Genomic DNA, 16,476 nt, shown 5'->3' on the forward strand with positions numbered 1-16,476 from the left:
AATAGAGACACGACACAGCTGGTCAGCGAAGGCTTTCCGGCGCGGGCCGACGGTAGCCTGGCGCTGTGACCGATGAACGCCCGCCGGACCATGTGCTGGCTGCGTTCGGTGTCAGTGGCCTGCGCCCCGTGCTGCTCGGCGCTGGCTGGGAGGGCGGCTGGCGCTGCGGCGAAGTCGTGCTGTCGATGGTTGCCGACCACGCCCGCGCCGCCTGGGCGGCGAAGGTCCGCGAGACGCTTTTCGTCGACGGTGTGCGGCTGGCTAGGCCGGTCCGATCGACCGACGGACGGTATGTCGTGGCCGGCTGGCGCGCGGACACCTTCGTCGCGGGTACACCGGAGCCGCGCCATGACGAGGTGGTGTCGGCCGCGGTGCGGCTGCATGAGGCGACGGCGAAGTTGGAGCGACCCCGGTTCCTGACGCAGCCACCGGTCGCGCCGTGGGCGGACGTCGATGTGTTCGTCGCCGCCGACCGGGCGGCGTGGGAGGAACGGCCGCTGCAGTCGCTGCCACCAGGCGCACGGGTTTCTCCGGGATCGACGGACAGCCAGCGGTCGATCGAACTGATCAATCAATTGGCCGGACTTCGCAAGCCGACGAAGAGCCCCAGTCAGCTGGTGCACGGCGATCTCTACGGCACAGTGCTTTTCGCCGGAACGGCTGCGCCGGGCATCACCGACATCACGCCCTATTGGCGTCCGGCGGCGTGGGCGGCAGGCGTTGTGGTGGTCGACGCGATCTCGTGGGGCGAGGCAGACGACGGCCTGGTCGAGCGGTGGGCCCCGCTGCCGGAGTGGCCGCAGATGTTGTTGCGCGCGTTGATGTTCAGGCTTGCCGTGCACGCGCTGCATCCGCGGTCGACGGCTGCGGCTTTTCCCGGATTGGCCCGCACCGCATCGCTCGTGCGACTGTTGCTTTGACGCGCGATTCCGCGAAATTGCATTCCTGGTCGTGATTGAGCGCGAGTCACGACCAGGGGCTCCGTTCGCGGTCAGAAGTCGTGGCGCAGTTGCGCCAACGGAATCCGTCCGTCCTCCGCGAACACCCCTTCTGCGCGCAGCAGTTCGAGCTGTCGGGTCCTCAGGTGCTCGGCGGGTCGGCCCGACGCGGTGATCACCCGGTGCCACGGCAGGTCGGAGGAATCCGTGCGCATGATCCAGCCGACAATGCGCGCGCTCGACAGCCCCGCCGCGTGCGCGATGTCGCCGTAGGTGGACACCCGGCCGGGCGGGATCGACGCGACGAGCGCGCGCACCGTCTCGACCTGTTCGTCGGTGATCGCGGCCATGGCTAGGCCTGCTCGAGGCGGTCCCGGATCACCGCGGCGGTGTCGACAGGCTTGGCCTGAGCCACCATGTGGTCGCAGTCGAAATCGACGAGCGAGAACCGCGGACCGAGTTTCTCGGCAAGCGCGGTGACCAGGGCGTCGGTCACATAGGGCGGGTTGGTGCGGGTGGCACGGATCAAGGTCGTCCGTATTCCCCTGTGCGGCACCACAAAGTCACGGGCCAGTTCGCTCCAGTACGACATCATCGCGGGGATGCTGATCCGCCATCCGCACCGGCCGTCCGGCCGCTCGATCAAATGCTCGTCGAGTTCGGCGTCCAGTTCGGCGGCATCCACGTCGGCCCACGAGCCGTGCGCCTTTTCGTTGCGCGCCTCGTCGCGGTCCAGGTAGAACGGCGAGGCCATCATGTCGTCGGCGATATTCGCCATCCACGCGCCGTCGAGGCCGACGGCCGGGTCGAGAAGGACCAGCGACGCGACGAGATCGGGGCGTGCGACGGCGAGTCTCAGCGCGACCGCACAGCCGAAGGAGTGCCCGACGACCACGACGGGGCGGTTGGTCTCGCCGGCCAGCAACTCCGCGAGCGCGGCGACGTTGGACTCCAATGTCCACGGCGCTTCCCATGACGACCTGCCGTGCCCGAGCAGATCGGGTGCCAGGACCGAGAAGCCGGGCAGGTGCTCGGTCGCCAGCGTGCGCCACCGAAGTCCGTGTCCCGTCAGCCCGTGCACGGCAAGGATCTGTGCCGGTTGCTCGGGGCCGAATCGATGCACGTTGAGGAAATGCGTGTTGCTGGCCACGGCGTTGATGCTAAGCGCAAGCCGTCAGCAAGACTTGTCGGACCCTCGTGGTGTCATGCCACCATGTCCGCACCACACATCGCGCTCGGTTCGACGGCGTTGGCACAATCCGGCATTCGCGGTGTGGTACGGCTACTCGGTGGCCCGGGCACCGGCAAGACCGGCGCGCTGATCGAGGCAGCGGCCGCCCACATCGCGGCCGGTGCCGAGCCGGAAACGGTTCTGCTGCTGACGGGTTCGGCCCGGCTTGGCGCGCAGGCGCGGGCGGCCATCACGTCGGCGCTGCTGCAGGCGGGCAGTCGCGCCGTCGTTCGTGAGCCCCTTGTCCGCACGGTGCACTCATATGCGTTCGCGGTGCTGAGGCTCGCCGCCCAGCGCAACGGGGACCCGCCGCCGCGCCTGATCACCACCGCCGAGCAGGACGGCATCATTCGCGAACTGCTCGCGGGCGACCTGGAGGACGGCGACAGATCCGCCGTCGCGTGGCCCCGCGTGCTGCGCCCCGCGCTGAGCACGGTCGGATTCGCGACCGAGCTGCGCGATCTGATGGCACGGTGCACCGAACGCGGGGTGGATCCCGTTGCGCTGCAGCGCATCGGCCGGATGTCCAACCGTCCGGAGTGGCTGGCGGCCGGACAGTTCGCCCAGCAGTACGAGGAGACGATGCTTCTGCGGTCCGCGGTGGGGATGGCCGCCCCGCAGGCCACCGTGCCCGCGCTGGGCGCCGCCGAACTCGTCGGCGCCGCACTCGAAGCGTTCGCCGTCGACCCCGAGCTACTCGCCGCCGAACGCACGCGGGTGAAGCTGCTAATTGTCGACGACGCCCAACACCTCGACCCCCAGGCCGCGCGCCTGGTGCGGGTGCTCGCGGCGAGTGCCGAGCTGACCGTCATCGCAGGCGACCCGAACCAGTCGGTGTTCTCCTACCGGGGCGCCGACCCTGCCCTGTTGGCGGGCGACGACGACGATCCGGTCATCACGCTTCGTGAGTCGCACCGCTGCGCTCCCGCGGTGGCGCACGCCGTCACCGGCGTCGCGCGGCGGTTGCCGGGGGCGAGCGAGGCCAGGGAACTGCTTGGCGCGGGCGAGGATCTCGGCTCGATGTCGGTGCGGCTGGCCGCATCTCCCCACGCCGAGGCGGCGCTGATCGCCGACACGTTGCGCAGGGCCAACCTCATCGACGGCGTGCCATGGTCGGAGATGGCCGTCGTCGTCCGCTCGGTGCGGCACAGCGGCGCGCCGTTGTCCCGGACCCTCACCGCGGCCGGTGTGCCCGTGCTCATGCCGCCATCGGGTGTGCCGGTCGCCGAGCAGCCCGCGTCGCGGTCGCTGCTGACCGTGCTCGAGGCCGTTGCCGACGGCCTTGACGGTGACCGCGCCACCCAACTGCTGACCGGGCCGATCGGCGGGGTCGACCCCGTGTCACTGCGCCAACTCCGAAGGGCGCTGCGCCGCGCAGATCCAAACAGCCCGCCACGTGACTTCGGCGAACTGCTCGTCGATGCGCTGGAATCCGAGACCGCCGGTGTGTCAGGCAATCTCGCTCGTCCTCTGCAAAGGGTGCGAGCCGTGCTCGCCGCCGCGCGGCGCAGCCAGGCCGACGGCGCGGACCCCCGCTACACCTTGTGGCAGGCATGGCAGCGCACCGGTCTGCAGAAGCGTTGGCTGGCCGCAAGTGAGCGCGGCGGCGCGGCCGGTGCGAAGGCCGATGCCGATCTGGATGCGGTCACGGCGCTGTTCGATGTGACGGAGCAGTACGTGTCACGCACGGCGGGAGCATCCGTTCGCGGCCTCGTGGAACACGTGAGCGCCCTTGGTGCGCTGCCCGCGGCCGGCGATCCGCCGTCCAATGTCGACGGCGTGACGCTCGTCAGCGCGCATGCGGCCCTCGGCGGGGAATGGGACATTGTGGTCATCGCAAGCCTGCAGGAGGGGTTGTGGCCCAACACGACCCCGCGGGGCGGTGTGCTCGGCACCCAGCACCTCGTCGATATCCTCGACGGAGTGGTGGGAAACGGCGCGACCGCAGGCGTCTCCAGCCGCGCGCCGCTGCTCGCCGAGGAGCGCAGGCTGCTGATCGCCGCCATGGGGCGTGCCCGCAGCCGTCTGCTGGTGACGGCGGTCGACGGCGGGTGCGGTGACGACGCGATGTTGCCGTCACCGTTTTTCGCCGAGCTCGCGCAGTTCGCCACCGATGGCGACACGTACACCGCCGAGCCCGTGCACGCCCCGCCGGTGTTGGCTCCGGCGCCTCTTGTCGGCAGGCTTCGCGCGGTGATTTGCGCGCCGGAGGGCGAGGCTTCTGACACGGTACGGGCCTGTGCGGCGGCACAATTGGCCCGCCTTGCCGCGGCGGGAGTGTCTGGTGCCGATCCCACGCAGTGGTACGGCATGACGTCGCCGAGCACTGACGAACCGCTGTGGACCGGCGACGAAAATGTGGTTCGGCTGTCGCCGTCGACGCTGCAGACGCTGGCCGACTGCCCCCTGCGCTGGCTGCTGGAACGACATGGTGGCAGCGACGGACGTGACGTGCGCTCGGCGATCGGCTCATTGGTGCACGCCTTGGTCGCCGATCCCGGTATGACCGAGAGCCAGATGGTCGCTGAACTCGAAAGGGTGTGGGGGAAGCTGCCTTTCGAGTCGGCCTGGTATGCGGACAACGAGCTGGTGCGGCACCGGTCGATGCTGTCCACCTTCGCGCAGTGGCGGCAGCAGTCGCGCAACGAGCTCACCGAGGTGGGCACCGAGGTCGACGTCGACGGCGTGCTCGACTGCGACGGCACGGACGTGCGGGTGCGCGGCAGGCTGGACCGGCTCGAACGCGACGAGGCGGGCCGCCTCGTCGTCGTCGACATCAAGACCGGAAAGAGCCCTGTCAGCCGCGACGATGCGCAGCGTCACGCGCAGCTCGCGATGTATCAGCTGGCCATCGCCGAGGGCATTTTGCAGGAAGGGGATTCCCCCGGCGGCGGCCGGTTGGTCTACCTCGGTAAGCCGGGGACGGCGGGTCCGACGGAGCGCCAACAGGATCCGTTGACACCACAGGCCCGCGGACAGTGGCGCGAGGTGATCGGCAAGGCGGCGGCGACCACCCAGGGACCGCAGTTCACCGCTCGCGTCAACGACGGCTGTGCCCATTGCCCGGTGCGGCCGAGCTGTCCCGCCCAGGCCGTGGTCGACGGATCGGCGACCTCGTGACGGCGAAATTTGCTCCTGCCGAATTAGCCTCGGCTCTTGGGCTTTTCCCGCCGACTGACGAGCAGGCGGCCGTCATCTCGGCCCCGCCGGGTCCGTTGGTGGTGATCGCGGGCGCAGGCGCGGGCAAGACCGAGACAATGGCGGCCCGGGTCGTCTGGCTTGTCGCCAACGGCTACGCCTCGCCCGGTGAGGTGCTCGGTCTGACGTTCACCCGAAAGGCCGCCGGGCAGCTGCTGCGCCGGGTCCGATCCCGGTTGGCGCGGCTCGCAGGCGCAGGGATCGTTCCCGGTGGCCTTGATGCGGCCGACGACCCGGCGACGGTGAGCACGTACCACGCGTTCGCGGGCACGCTGCTGCGAGAGCACGGCCTGCTGTTGCCGATCGAGCCCGACACCCGACTGTTGAGCGAAACAGAACTGTGGCAGTTGGCATTTCGCGTCGTCACCGAGCATCGCGGCGCTCTGGACACTGACAAGACGCCTGCCGCGATCACCAGCATGGTGTTGCGACTGGCCGGTCAGCTGGCCGAGCACCTCGTCGACACCACGCAGCTGACGGACACCCACCTCGAGCTGGAACGGCTGGTGCACACGCTGCCGGCGGGTCCGTACCAGCGCGACCGCGGACCCAGCCAATGGCTGTTACGGATGCTGGCCACCCAGACCGAGCGCACCGTGCTGGTGCCGCTGATCGACGCGCTGCACGAGCGCATGCGGGCCGACAAGGTGATGGACTTCGGCATGCAGATGTCGGCGGCGGCCCGGCTGGCATCGACCTGCCCGCAGGTCGGGGAGCAGTTGCGGCGGCGCTTCCGCGTCGTGTTGCTCGACGAGTACCAGGACACCGGCCATGCCCAGCGGGTCGCCCTGTCGTCGTTGTTCGGAGGCGGGGTCGACGACGGGCTCGCGCTGACCGCTGTCGGCGACCCGATCCAGTCGATCTACGGCTGGCGCGGCGCGTCTGCGACCAATCTGCCGCGGTTCACCACGGACTTCCCGTGCTCGGACGGCAGTCCCGCGCCGACGCTGGAGCTGCGCACCAGCTGGCGCAATCCGCCGCGGACGCTGTATCTGGCCAACGCCGTGTCCGCCGAGGCAAGGCGCAGGTCGGTTGCGGTTCAGCCGTTGCGGCCGAGGCCAGGCGCGCAACCGGGAACTATCCGGTGCGCCCTTCTCGGCGACGTCGAGGCCGAGCGTGACTGGGTCGCCGACCACATCGCCCTTCGCTACCGCGAGGCCAGCGACGCGGGTAACGCCGTGCCGACCGCCGCGGTGCTGGTCAGGCGCAACGCCGACGCAGCGCCGATGGCCGACGCACTGACGGCACGGGGCGTGCCGGTCGAGGTCGTCGGGCTGGCGGGGTTGCTCGCCGTCACGGAGGTCGCCGACGTGGTGGCCATGCTGCGGCTGGCCGCTGAACCTACCGCGGGTGCGGCCGCGATGCGTGTGCTGACGGGGCCGCGCTGGCAACTCGGCGGCCGCGACATCTCCGCGCTCTGGCGCCGCGCCGTCGAACTGGACGGCGTCGGCGGGGCGCGCGAGTCCACGTCGAGCGAGCAGATCGTCGCCGACGCCGCCCAGGACGCCGACGCCGCCTGCCTGGCCGACGCCATCGACGACCCCGGAACCGCGGCCGCCTATTCGCCGGAGGGTCATCGGCGGATCACGGCGCTCGGCCATGAGTTGACCGGTCTGCGTTCGCATCTCGCGCATCCGCTGCCCGAGCTCGTCGCCGAGGTGCGGCGGGTGCTCGGCGTCGACGCCGAGGCCCGTGCAGCTCGGCCGGCGTCGGCAGGCTGGACCGGTACCGAACACCTCGACGCCTTCGCCGATGTGGTGGCCGGCTTCGCGGCCTCGCGGCCGGGCGCGGCGGTGTCCGATCTACTCGCCTACCTGGATGCCGCCATGGTGGTGGAAAACGGGCTGGCCCCCGCCGAAGTCACGGTCTCGCACGACCGCGTGCAGATCCTCACCGTGCATGCCGCCAAGGGCCTCGAGTGGCAGGTGGTCGCCGTGCCTCATCTGAGCGGGCGGGTCTTTCCTTCGACGGCGGCGATGCGGACGTGGCTGACCGATGCGGGCGACCTGCCGCCGCTGTTGCGCGGTGACCGTGCCAGCCTCGGCGCCCACGGCGTCCCAGTGCTCGACACTTCCGACGTGAACGATCGGAAACTTCTGTCAGACAAGATATCCGAGCATAAGCGCCGGCTCGACCAGCGCCGCGTGGACGAGGAGCGCAGGCTGCTCTATGTGGCGCTCACCCGCGCGGAGGACACGCTTCTGCTGTCAGGTCACCACTGGGGTGCCTCCGAGGGCAAGCCGCGGGGACCTTCGGAGTTCCTCTGCGAGCTCAAGGAGATCATCGACAGATCCGCCGACGCCGGCGAGCCGTGCGGCGTGGTCGAGCACTGGGCGCCCGCGCCCGCCGAGGGTGATCCGAACCCGTTGCGGGACAGGGTAGTCGAGGCGGTCTGGCCGGCCGATCCGGCGGGGGCGCGCCGCGGTGACGTGGATCGCGGGGCAGCCCTGGTGCGCCGCGCGATGACGGGAGGGCTCGACGCGCCTGCCGACGGCGCCGACGACTGGGCCGCCGATGTCGACGCTCTGCTCGCCGAGAGGGACCGCGTCGCGCCGCAACGGCCCGCCACGCTTCCCGCTGCGCTGTCGGTGAGCAGCCTGGTAGAACTGGGCCGCGATCCTGACGCCGCGTTGCGCCGGTTGCGTCGCAGGGTTCCCAGCCGCCCCGATCCGCATGCCTTGCTGGGCAACGCATTTCACGATTGGGTGCAACGGTTCTACGGTGCGGAGCGGCTGTTCGACCTCGACGATCTGCCTGGCGCGGTCGACGGTCAGCTGGCGCGAGAGGACGCGGAGAGCCTCGCCGAACTGCAGGCCGCGTTCATGGCGTCGCCGTGGGCGGCGCGCACACCGGTCGACGTGGAGGTGCCCTTCGACATGGTCATCGGCGGCACGGTCGTGCGGGGCCGTATCGACGCGGTGTTCGCCGACGCCGACGGCGCCACGGTCGTCGACTGGAAGACGGGCGACGCGCCGGACACCCCGGAGGCCAAGCGCCACGCCGCGGTTCAGCTGGCCGTCTACCGGTTGGCGTGGGCGGCGCTGCGCGGCGTGCCCGCCGAGTCCGTCCGCGCGGTGTTCCACTATGTGCGGTCGGGGCAGATCGTCGTCCCCGATCGGCTGCCGGATACTGACGACCTGGCGGCCCTGCTGGAGTTACCCGCGGCCTAGGAGTTGCGGTAGATCTTCAGCGCCTCGGTGATCATTGGGATCTGCAGCGGCAGCCGGGCAATCGCGCCGATCCGCATCGGCAGCGGCTTGTCCTTCCACTGCCGGACCATGTTGACGTTGGCCGGGAACACCGACACGAACAGCGCGACCGCAGCCAGCGCGCCGAGCTTGCGGGTGCGCGGCGCGAGTAGCAGCCCGCCGGCGACGGCCTCTGCGACCCCCGAGGCGTGGGTGTAGAACCGCGCGTTGCCCGGCAGTTCGGCGGGAATGATCGAGTCGAAGGGCTTGGGCGCCGCGAAATGCAGCAGTCCCATGCCGACGAGCATCGCGCCCATCCGGGTCGCGCGCGTGGCGTTGGCGATCTGCTGCGATTCGGCTGCGGGGGAGGTCATGATTACATAATGGCGTGCGCACCCCACCGGCATCGATGACGGGGTCTCGTGGCCAAAGGTAGGTTGCGTCGGCGGCTGGCCGCTATCGACGCGGGTCTGACCACTCGACCCGACGCCGATCTTGTCGATGTGCTGCGGATTCCCGAGCCGTTCGTCAGCCCGACGCAGCGCATCGTCCGGCGCATCATCTACGCGATGTCGGCGCTGATCCTGGCCGTGTTGATCGTCTACCTGGACCGCCACGGTTACCGTGACGTCGAGGCCAGCCCGGACGCGAACAACCCGTTGTCGCTGCTGGACTGCATTTATTACGCCACCGTGTCGCTGTCGACCACCGGCTACGGCGACATCACCCCGGTCACCCCGTCGGCCCGTTTGGTCAACGTTCTGGTGATCACGCCGCTGCGGGTGGCGTTCCTGATCGTGCTGATCGGAACGACCGTCGAGACCCTGACCACGCAGTCGCGCCAGGCACTGAAGATTCAGCGATGGAGGAGCAGAGTGCGCAACCACACCATCGTCGTCGGCTACGGCACCAAGGGCAGGACGGCGGTGGCCGCGATGGTCGGCGACGACATCGCGCCCGCGGACATCGTGGTCGTCGACGAGGATCCCGCGGCCCTCGAGCGGGCTAAGAGCGCCGGACTGGTCACCGTCCGAGGCAGCGCGACCGACTCCGAGGTGCTGCGCCTTGCCAGTGCCCAGCACGCTAAGGCGATCATCGTGGCCACCAACCGCGACGACGCTGCAGTTCTCGTCACGCTCACCGCGCGTGAGTTGGCGCCCAACGCCAAGATCATCGCCGCGGTCCGGGAAGCCGAGAACCAGCATCTGCTCGAGCAGTCCGGGGCGGACTCGACCGTGGTGACGTCCGAGACGGCCGGTCGGCTGCTGGGCATAGCCGTGCAGACGCCGAGCGTTGTGGAGATGATGGAAGACCTGCTGACGCCGGACGCCGGATTCGCCATCGCCGAACGCGAGGTCGAGACCAAGGAGGTCGGCGGGTCGCCGCGGCACAACCCCGACATCGTGCTCGGTGTGGTGCGCGGCGGAAAGCTGCTGCGGGTCGACGATCCGCAAGTCGATGCTCTGGAACTCGGGGACCGGCTGCTGTACGTCCGCAGCGCCGAACCCGACCGATGAGCGACCGGTTGACTTCTTTCTCGTTGCGCAATGTGCCACTGCTGTCGCGTGTCGGCGCCGATCGAGCCGACACGCTGCGTACCGACATCGACGCGGCGGTGGCCGGCTGGCCCGATGCCGTTCTGCTGCGGGTCGATTCGCGCAATCAGGTGCTGATCGCCGACGGCCGCGTGGTGCTGGGCAAGGCCACCGCGCTGGGGGACAAGCCCCCCGACCATGCCGTGTTCCTCGGCCGGATGACCGACGGCAGGCACGCCTGGGCGGTGCGCAGCGCGCTGGTGGCGCCCGAGGACTCCGAGCAGGAAACCGAAGTGCTCGACCTCCGCAGGGCCGGACACATCTTCGACGACGTCAGCGCTCAGTTGGTGGCCACCGCGACGGCACTGCTGAACTGGCACGACAGCGCGCGGTTCAGCGCCGTGGACGGCTCTGCGACCAAGCCCATCAAGGGCGGCTGGTCGCGGGTCAACGCGGCTAACGGCCACGAGGAGTTCCCGCGGATCGACCCCGCGGTGATCTGCCTCGTGCATGACGGCTACGACCGCGCGGTGCTGGCCCGCCAGACCCTGTGGCCCGAGCGGTTGTTCTCGCTTCTGGCCGGGTTCGTCGAGGCGGGCGAGTCGTTCGAGGCGTGTGTGATGCGCGAGATCGCCGAGGAGGTCGGTCTGACGGTGCGCGACGTCACGTACCTGGGCAGCCAGCCGTGGCCGTTCCCGCGCTCGCTGATGGTCGGCTTTCACGCCATCGGCGACCCCGAGCAGCCGTTCGCCTTCCATGACGGGGAGATCGCCGAGGCGGCGTGGTTCACCAGGGCCGAGATCCGCGAGGCGCTCGAACACGGCGACTGGAGTAGCGACTCGCCGTCGCGCCTGCTTCTGCCAGGCTCGATCTCGATCGCCAGAGAGATCATCGAGTCCTGGGCGGCCCTTGACTGACTACTTGAGTTTAGCCTTGACGTCGCGCGCGCTCGGATTGGTCAGGGTGGACCCGTCGGCGAACTTCAAGGTCGGCACCGTCTGGTTTCCCCGGTTGACCGACATCACGAATTCCGCAGCGGCCGGGTCGCTTTCGATGTCGACCTCGGTGTAGGAGATGCCCTCGGCCGCCAGGGCCGTTTTGAGCCTGAAGCAGAAGCCGCACCACGATGTGGTGTACATGGTGACCTGCGCGTCGCTGACTGTCATAACGCTTTCAACGTAACCGAGCCCGGTAAAAATGCCCAAACTCACCCCACGCGGCTCACCGTCCCCGCATTGTCGGTGAGCCCTGCCATGATGTAGCCCATGTCGGTCGATGCTCCCGCGCACGCGGGCAGCGAATTGGATCCGGCCTCACACCTCGATGAGCTCGACGACGAGCAGCGCGAGGCGGTGCTGGCCCCGCGTGGTCCGGTGTGCGTCCTCGCCGGCGCGGGCACCGGCAAGACCAGGACGATCACCCGGCGTATCGCACAGTTGGTGACGGCGGGACATGTGGCCGCGAGCCAGGTGTTGGCAGTGACGTTCACCCAGCGCGCAGCCGGCGAAATGCGTAGCCGGCTGCGCGCGCTGGACGACGGATCCGGTACCGGCTCGGTGCAGGCGATGACGTTTCACGCCGCGGGACGTCGCCAGCTGCAGTACTTCTGGCCGAGGGTGGTCGGTGACACCGGCTGGCAGCTGATGGACAGCAAGTTCTCCGTTGTCGCCCAGGCCGCCAGCCGGGCCGGATTGCAGGCCAGCACCGACGACGTGCGCGACCTGGCGGGCGAGATCGAATGGGCCAAGGCATCGCTGATCAGCCCGGAGGACTATGCGGCCGCCGTCGCCAAGGTGGGCCGCGACATTCCGCTCGACGCGGCGAAGGTGGCCGGGGTGTACGCGGGCTACGAAACGCTGAAGGCGCGCAGTGACGGCACGGCGCTTCTCGACTTCGACGACCTTCTGCTGCATACGGCCGCCGCGATAGAGAACGACGCGGCGGTGGCCGAGGAGTTCCGTGATCGCTACCGCTGCTTCGTCGTCGACGAATACCAGGACGTCACCCCGCTGCAACAGCGGGTGCTCAACGCTTGGCTCGGCGAGCGCGACGACCTGACGGTGGTCGGTGATGCCAACCAGACCATCTATTCGTTCACCGGCGCCACCCCGCAGTACCTGCTGAACTTCTCGCGGCGCTTTCCCGACGCCGCCGTGGTGCGGCTCGAACGCGACTACCGGTCGACGCCACAGGTGGTGTCTCTGGCCAACCAGGTGATCGCCGCCGCCAGGGGCCGGGTGGCCGGCAGCAAGCTGCACTTGATCGGCCAGCGTGACCCGGGGCCGAAGCCGTCGTTCGCCGAGCATCCCGACGAGGTCGCCGAGGCGGCGGCGGTCGCGAAGAAGATCGCGCGCCTCATCGAGAACGGCACCCCGGCATCGGAAATCGCTGTGCTGTATCGGATCAACGCCCAATCGGAGGTATATGAGGAGGCGTTGACCGAAGCGGGCATCGCGTTCCAGGTGCGCGGCGGGGAGGGTTTCTTCAGTCGCCAGGAAGTCCGGCAGGCCCTGCTGGCGATGCAGCGCGCGGCCGAGCGCGGCGCCGACGCGTCGGGCGTCGTACTGCCCGCGTTGGTGCGCGGACTGCTCGAGCCGCTGGGACTGACGGCCGAACCGCCGTCGGGCACCAAGGCAAGGGAACGGTGGGAGGCGCTGACGGCACTAGTCGAACTCGTCGAAGACGAAGTGGCGCAACGGCCTTCGCTCGACCTGCGTGCGTCGCTCACCGAGCTGCGGCAGCGCGCCGACGCTCGGCATCCACCTGTCGTGCAGGGCGTCACCTTGGCCTCGTTGCATGCGGCCAAGGGTTTGGAGTGGGATGCCGTTTTCCTCGTTGGCCTCGCTGACGGCACCCTGCCCATCTCGCACGCTTTGTCGCACGGCCAGGACAGCGAGGCCGTCGAGGAAGAACGACGGCTGCTCTACGTCGGGGTCACCAGGGCGCGAGTGCATTTGGCGCTCAGCTGGGCACTGGCCCGCAATCCCGGCGGCAGGCAGGGGCGGCGACCGTCGCGCTTTCTCAACGGCATCGCACCGAACTCGCAGACCGACAACCCGGGCAAGCCGAGAAAGGCTCGCGGCCCGACTCCGCGCTGCCGCGTCTGCAACAACGCTCTGACCACACCTGCGGCCGTCATGCTGCGCCGCTGCGAGGCCTGCCCGTCCGACATCGACGAGAAACTGCTCGCCGACCTCAAGGACTGGCGACTGCGCACCTCCAAGGACATGGGCGTGCCCGCGTATGTGGTGTTCACCGACAACACGCTTATTGCGATCGCCGAGACGCTGCCGACCGACGAGGCCGCGCTGGTCGCGATACCCGGCATCGGCGCGCGCAAGCTGGAGCAGTTCGGGCCGGACGTGCTCGCCTTGGTCAAGGGCCGCCAATCCCCGTAAAAATCGTGCCAAATGCGCAGGTCAGAAAATTGGTTGTGCAAAACGGCTGCTACGCTTAGCCTCAAGATCATTCGAGCGGGCGAGAGGAGGGTTGCTGCAATCATGACGAACATCAATGCGTTTTCCAGCGTTGGCGTAGCCGGCATGGCGCGGACCCTCCATGTCATCGCTGCAGACGCTGCCGCGGCGCACGCCGCCGCCGCTGCTGCGATTACGCCGCGCAAGCCGCGTACCGCCACCGCGATTGTCGCGTCCGTGAATCGGGGCCACATCTAGAAAGCCCTCGAAAGCGCCAAATGGCCACGGACCCGAAATCACCGGATCCGTGGCCATAGTTTTTGGGACACCACCCGAAAACCTGGTCACAGATCCGAAAGAAACGAAAAAGATCTAGGACCAGGAAGCAGGTGAATAGAGCCATGTCGGCAACGATGAGCGCTTGCGCGAAGAGCATCGGGCTTGATACATGCCGAAAGAGGACGCTGCCGGACGTGCCATGTCATGTCGGAAATCCCGACTTGTGGTTCGCGGAAAGCCCCGTCGATCTGGAGCGTGCCAAGGCACTGTGCACAGATTGCCCGATTCGACGGGAGTGCCTGGCAGCGGCGCTGGACCGTGGTGAGCCGTGGGGCGTTTGGGGCGGGGAGATCCTCGAACGCGGCACGATCGTCGCGCGCAAGCGTCCGCGTGGGCGTCCACGCAAGACCGAGGAGCCGGCGGCCGCATGAGGCCGCCGGCTTCCGGCTAAGCCGCTTCTTCGGCGAAACCCGGAACTAGTTCGGCCGCAATGGATCTGACTGGCACGTGGGCGTCGAGCTGACAGGAGATTGCGACGATCGACGCGATCACCCGCATCGGAATCGCCAGCTTGACCGGAATGTCCATCTGTCGCGCGGCCTTAATCTGGCCCGCCGCCTTGTCCATGTTCAATGCGGTCATCCGCTGCAACCACTTGCGGTTGTAGTGAAACACCTCGACCTCGACCGGCTCGACGTACTGGCGCAGCATCTCGTCGATTTCGCGAACCGAAACCTGCTCACCCTTCTGGATGAACCCGCCCTGCTCCATCGTCGGCAGTAGATGGTCGTAGTCCTTGTTCAGCGCGTATCGCAGCATCAGGCCCAACTCGACGGGCAGCCCACCCGGCAGCGGCGCGACGGCGCCGAAGTCGATGACGCCCATCTTGTCGTCGGGCATCAGCATGAAGTTCCCCGGGTGTGCGTCGCCGTGCATCATCTCCAGCCGGCGCGGCGCGTCGTGGGTGAGCTCGAAGAGCCGGGTGCCCATCAGATCGCGCTGCTCCTGTGTGCCCTCGCGGATGATCACCGACATCGGGATGCCCTCGATCCATTCCTGGATCACCACCTTGGGCGCACTGGCCACAATGTGCGGGACGATGAAATGCGGATGTCCCGCATAGGCTTTCGCGAACGCGCGCTGGTTGTCGGCCTCCAGCCGGTAGTCGAGCTCCATCTCGGTGCGCTCGATCAGCTCGTCGACCACGCCCTGCACATCGGCGCCGGGGGAGAGCTGCTTAAGCACCCTGACCATCCGCTGCATGGTTTTCAGGTCGGCGCGCAGCGCCTCGTCGGCGCCCGGGTACTGGATCTTGACCGCGACTGGGCGGCCGTCGGACCAGACCGCTTTGTGCACCTGGCCGATGCTTGCCGATGCGACCGGGGTGTCTTCGAACGACGAGAACCGTTCTCGCCACTTCGTTCCCAGCTGACCGTCGAGCACGCGGTGCACTTTGGGAGCGGGCAGTGGCGGGGCTTCGCGCTGCAGCTTGGTGAGCGCCTCGCGGTAGGGCTTGCCGTACTGCTCGGGGATGGCGGCCTCCATCACCGAGAGCGCCTGACCAACCTTCATCGCGCCGCCCTTGAGCTCGCCGAGAACGGTGAACAGCTGCTGGGCCGCCTTGTCCATCAGCTCGGCGTTGACGTCGTCCCTGGACTTGCCGGTAAGCCGCTTGCCGAATCCGAGCGCCGCGCGTCCCGCCATGCCGGCGCCAAGGCCCGCAAGCTTGGCGTTGCGTGCTGCGCCGCCGCGTTTGATGTCGCTCACCAGTCCATCATCCATGACGGCCGGAGCACTGAGTGCACCGCGGATGCCGCGCCCACCGGCGTGCCAGGGTCGACCCGGTGCTGATGTCGAACTCCAGCGTGGTGTTCAACGTCGACGGCGGATGCGGTGCGCGGTCGATGTCGGCGATGCGCACGCCGTCGCGGACCGCCGCGATGACGCGGTCGACCTGGTTGAGCGCCAGCGCCGCGGTGGCAAGCACGGTCGCCCGGTCGGCGTTGCCGACGGTGTCGCGGAGCTGGGCGGCGACGACGGGCCAGCCCGCATCCTTGTCACTGCGATGCAGGTCCGCGCACCTCAGGCAGCTGGTCACGGACGGCACCACCAGCGGCCCGACCAGACCGGCGCCGTCGCGCACCCGCACCGCAAGGTGCGGGATCCGGGCGGCGTGCAGGTCCCGCAGCATCCGCGGATCTGCGACAAGTGAATCCGAAAGCACCACAAGGTCGGTGGTCTCCGCGGTGACCGCGGCGTGCGGCTGGTTACTGTTCTTGATTCGGGCGCCCGAGCAGCGCAGCGCGCTGGTCAGCAAGTCCGAAAGCGGACCGCGGCCGTGGATGCGGATCGAGGCCGAGCGTGTGCGGGGCCGCGGCATCGCCTTCACCACTCCCGCGTCGACCAGTCCGGCGACGAGGTCGGCGATCGCGGTCGCGTCGACGCCGTCGCTGCCGCCCTGGACATCGGCGAGGGTGGCGCCGCATTGCAGGGCCCGCAGCAGGTGGCCGAGCGCCGCGGTGGTCATCCCGGCCGGCGGACGAATCAGCAGTGCGCGCCGGGGATCCCAGCCCACCTGGACCACTCCGTCGGGCCGGGACAACACCGGTGTGGCCGGATTGAGCGCGTAGCGCGTCATGGACCGACTCTGCCACGCAGGCGATCGCCGCCCGGAGTTATCCACAGGCGCGC

General features: G+C 69.0%; 14 protein-coding genes. 8 read left to right on the forward strand and 6 right to left on the reverse strand.

Annotated features, from left to right (window positions below; genetic code table 11):
• The first annotated feature begins 65 nt into the window (after positions 1-65).
• Positions 66-920 carry a TIGR02569 family protein gene (locus QOJ24_RS11875; protein ID WP_526261335.1) on the forward strand — a complete coding sequence of 285 codons (855 nt, stop codon included), beginning with the start codon at positions 66-68 and terminating at the stop codon, positions 918-920.
• 71 nt (positions 921-991) lie between these two features.
• On the opposite strand, the gene QOJ24_RS11880 is transcribed toward QOJ24_RS11875, so the two are convergent.
• Together QOJ24_RS11880 and QOJ24_RS11885 are read right to left on the reverse strand one after the other, a co-directional pair.
• The gene (locus tag QOJ24_RS11880) at positions 992-1,288 is read right to left on the reverse strand and encodes an MGMT family protein (RefSeq protein WP_526261337.1); all 297 of its coding nucleotides are present in this window, start codon (positions 1,286-1,288) and stop codon (positions 992-994) included.
• Between the two features lie 2 nt (positions 1,289-1,290).
• On the reverse strand, positions 1,291-2,088 hold the full coding sequence (locus QOJ24_RS11885; protein WP_526261339.1) for an alpha/beta fold hydrolase: 798 nt from the start codon (positions 2,086-2,088) through the stop codon (positions 1,291-1,293).
• A gap of 63 nt (positions 2,089-2,151) precedes the next feature.
• Between QOJ24_RS11885 and QOJ24_RS11890 the strand changes: the two genes are divergently transcribed.
• Both QOJ24_RS11890 and QOJ24_RS11895 read left to right on the forward strand, forming a co-directional pair.
• Complete coding sequence (locus QOJ24_RS11890; RefSeq protein ID WP_526261341.1) at positions 2,152-5,289, forward strand: ATP-dependent helicase; 3,138 nt, start codon at positions 2,152-2,154, stop codon at positions 5,287-5,289.
• The gene (locus QOJ24_RS11895; RefSeq protein ID WP_526261408.1) at positions 5,274-8,537 is read left to right on the forward strand and encodes an ATP-dependent helicase; all 3,264 of its coding nucleotides are present in this window, start codon (positions 5,274-5,276) and stop codon (positions 8,535-8,537) included. Before QOJ24_RS11890 ends, QOJ24_RS11895 begins: the two co-directional genes overlap by 16 nt.
• Here QOJ24_RS11895 and QOJ24_RS11900 read toward each other — a convergent pair.
• On the reverse strand, positions 8,534-8,929 hold the full coding sequence (locus QOJ24_RS11900) for a DoxX-related protein (protein ID WP_526261342.1): 396 nt from the start codon (positions 8,927-8,929) through the stop codon (positions 8,534-8,536). The two genes, QOJ24_RS11895 and QOJ24_RS11900, sit on opposite strands and share 4 nt — an antisense overlap.
• 48 nt (positions 8,930-8,977) lie before the next feature.
• Here QOJ24_RS11900 and QOJ24_RS11905 point away from each other — a divergent pair, with 48 nt between their 5' ends.
• On the forward strand, positions 8,978-10,072 hold the full coding sequence (locus QOJ24_RS11905; protein WP_526261344.1) for a potassium channel family protein: 1,095 nt from the start codon (positions 8,978-8,980) through the stop codon (positions 10,070-10,072).
• Positions 10,069-11,007, forward strand: a complete 939-nt coding sequence (gene nudC, locus QOJ24_RS11910) for an NAD(+) diphosphatase (RefSeq protein ID WP_526261346.1) — start codon at positions 10,069-10,071, stop codon at positions 11,005-11,007. Before QOJ24_RS11905 ends, nudC begins: the two co-directional genes overlap by 4 nt.
• Here the strand turns inward: nudC and mrx1 are convergent, their stop codons facing one another.
• Positions 11,008-11,256, reverse strand: coding sequence for a mycoredoxin Mrx1 (mrx1, locus tag QOJ24_RS11915; RefSeq protein ID WP_526261348.1), 249 nt, complete (start codon positions 11,254-11,256; stop codon positions 11,008-11,010).
• Between the two features lie 99 nt (positions 11,257-11,355).
• On the opposite strand from mrx1, the gene QOJ24_RS11920 reads away from it, so the two are divergent.
• From QOJ24_RS11920 to QOJ24_RS11930, 3 genes are all read left to right on the forward strand, one after another.
• The gene (locus tag QOJ24_RS11920; protein ID WP_526261350.1) at positions 11,356-13,488 is read left to right on the forward strand and encodes a UvrD-helicase domain-containing protein; all 2,133 of its coding nucleotides are present in this window, start codon (positions 11,356-11,358) and stop codon (positions 13,486-13,488) included.
• 102 nt (positions 13,489-13,590) lie between these two features.
• Positions 13,591-13,764 carry a hypothetical protein gene (locus tag QOJ24_RS11925; RefSeq protein WP_526261352.1) on the forward strand — a complete coding sequence of 58 codons (174 nt, stop codon included), beginning with the start codon at positions 13,591-13,593 and terminating at the stop codon, positions 13,762-13,764.
• Positions 13,765-13,907: 143 nt separating this feature from the next.
• Positions 13,908-14,216: a WhiB family transcriptional regulator gene (locus tag QOJ24_RS11930; RefSeq protein WP_526261354.1), complete on the forward strand. Its 309-nt coding sequence runs from the start codon at positions 13,908-13,910 to the stop codon at positions 14,214-14,216.
• Positions 14,217-14,232: 16 nt separating this feature from the next.
• Here QOJ24_RS11930 and QOJ24_RS11935 read toward each other — a convergent pair whose 3' ends face one another.
• Both QOJ24_RS11935 and QOJ24_RS11940 read right to left on the reverse strand, forming a co-directional pair.
• Positions 14,233-15,567: a macrolide-binding ATPase MABP-1 gene (locus QOJ24_RS11935; protein WP_526261356.1), complete on the reverse strand. Its 1,335-nt coding sequence runs from the start codon at positions 15,565-15,567 to the stop codon at positions 14,233-14,235.
• Positions 15,560-16,423, reverse strand: coding sequence for a bacteriocin biosynthesis cyclodehydratase domain-containing protein (locus QOJ24_RS11940; RefSeq protein ID WP_526261358.1), 864 nt, complete (start codon positions 16,421-16,423; stop codon positions 15,560-15,562). Before QOJ24_RS11940 ends, QOJ24_RS11935 begins: the two co-directional genes overlap by 8 nt.
• Positions 16,424-16,476: the final 53 nt, after the last annotated feature.

It is taken from the genome of Mycobacterium sp., from assembly GCF_032159775.1.
Classification (GTDB): domain Bacteria; phylum Actinomycetota; class Actinomycetes; order Mycobacteriales; family Mycobacteriaceae; genus Mycobacterium.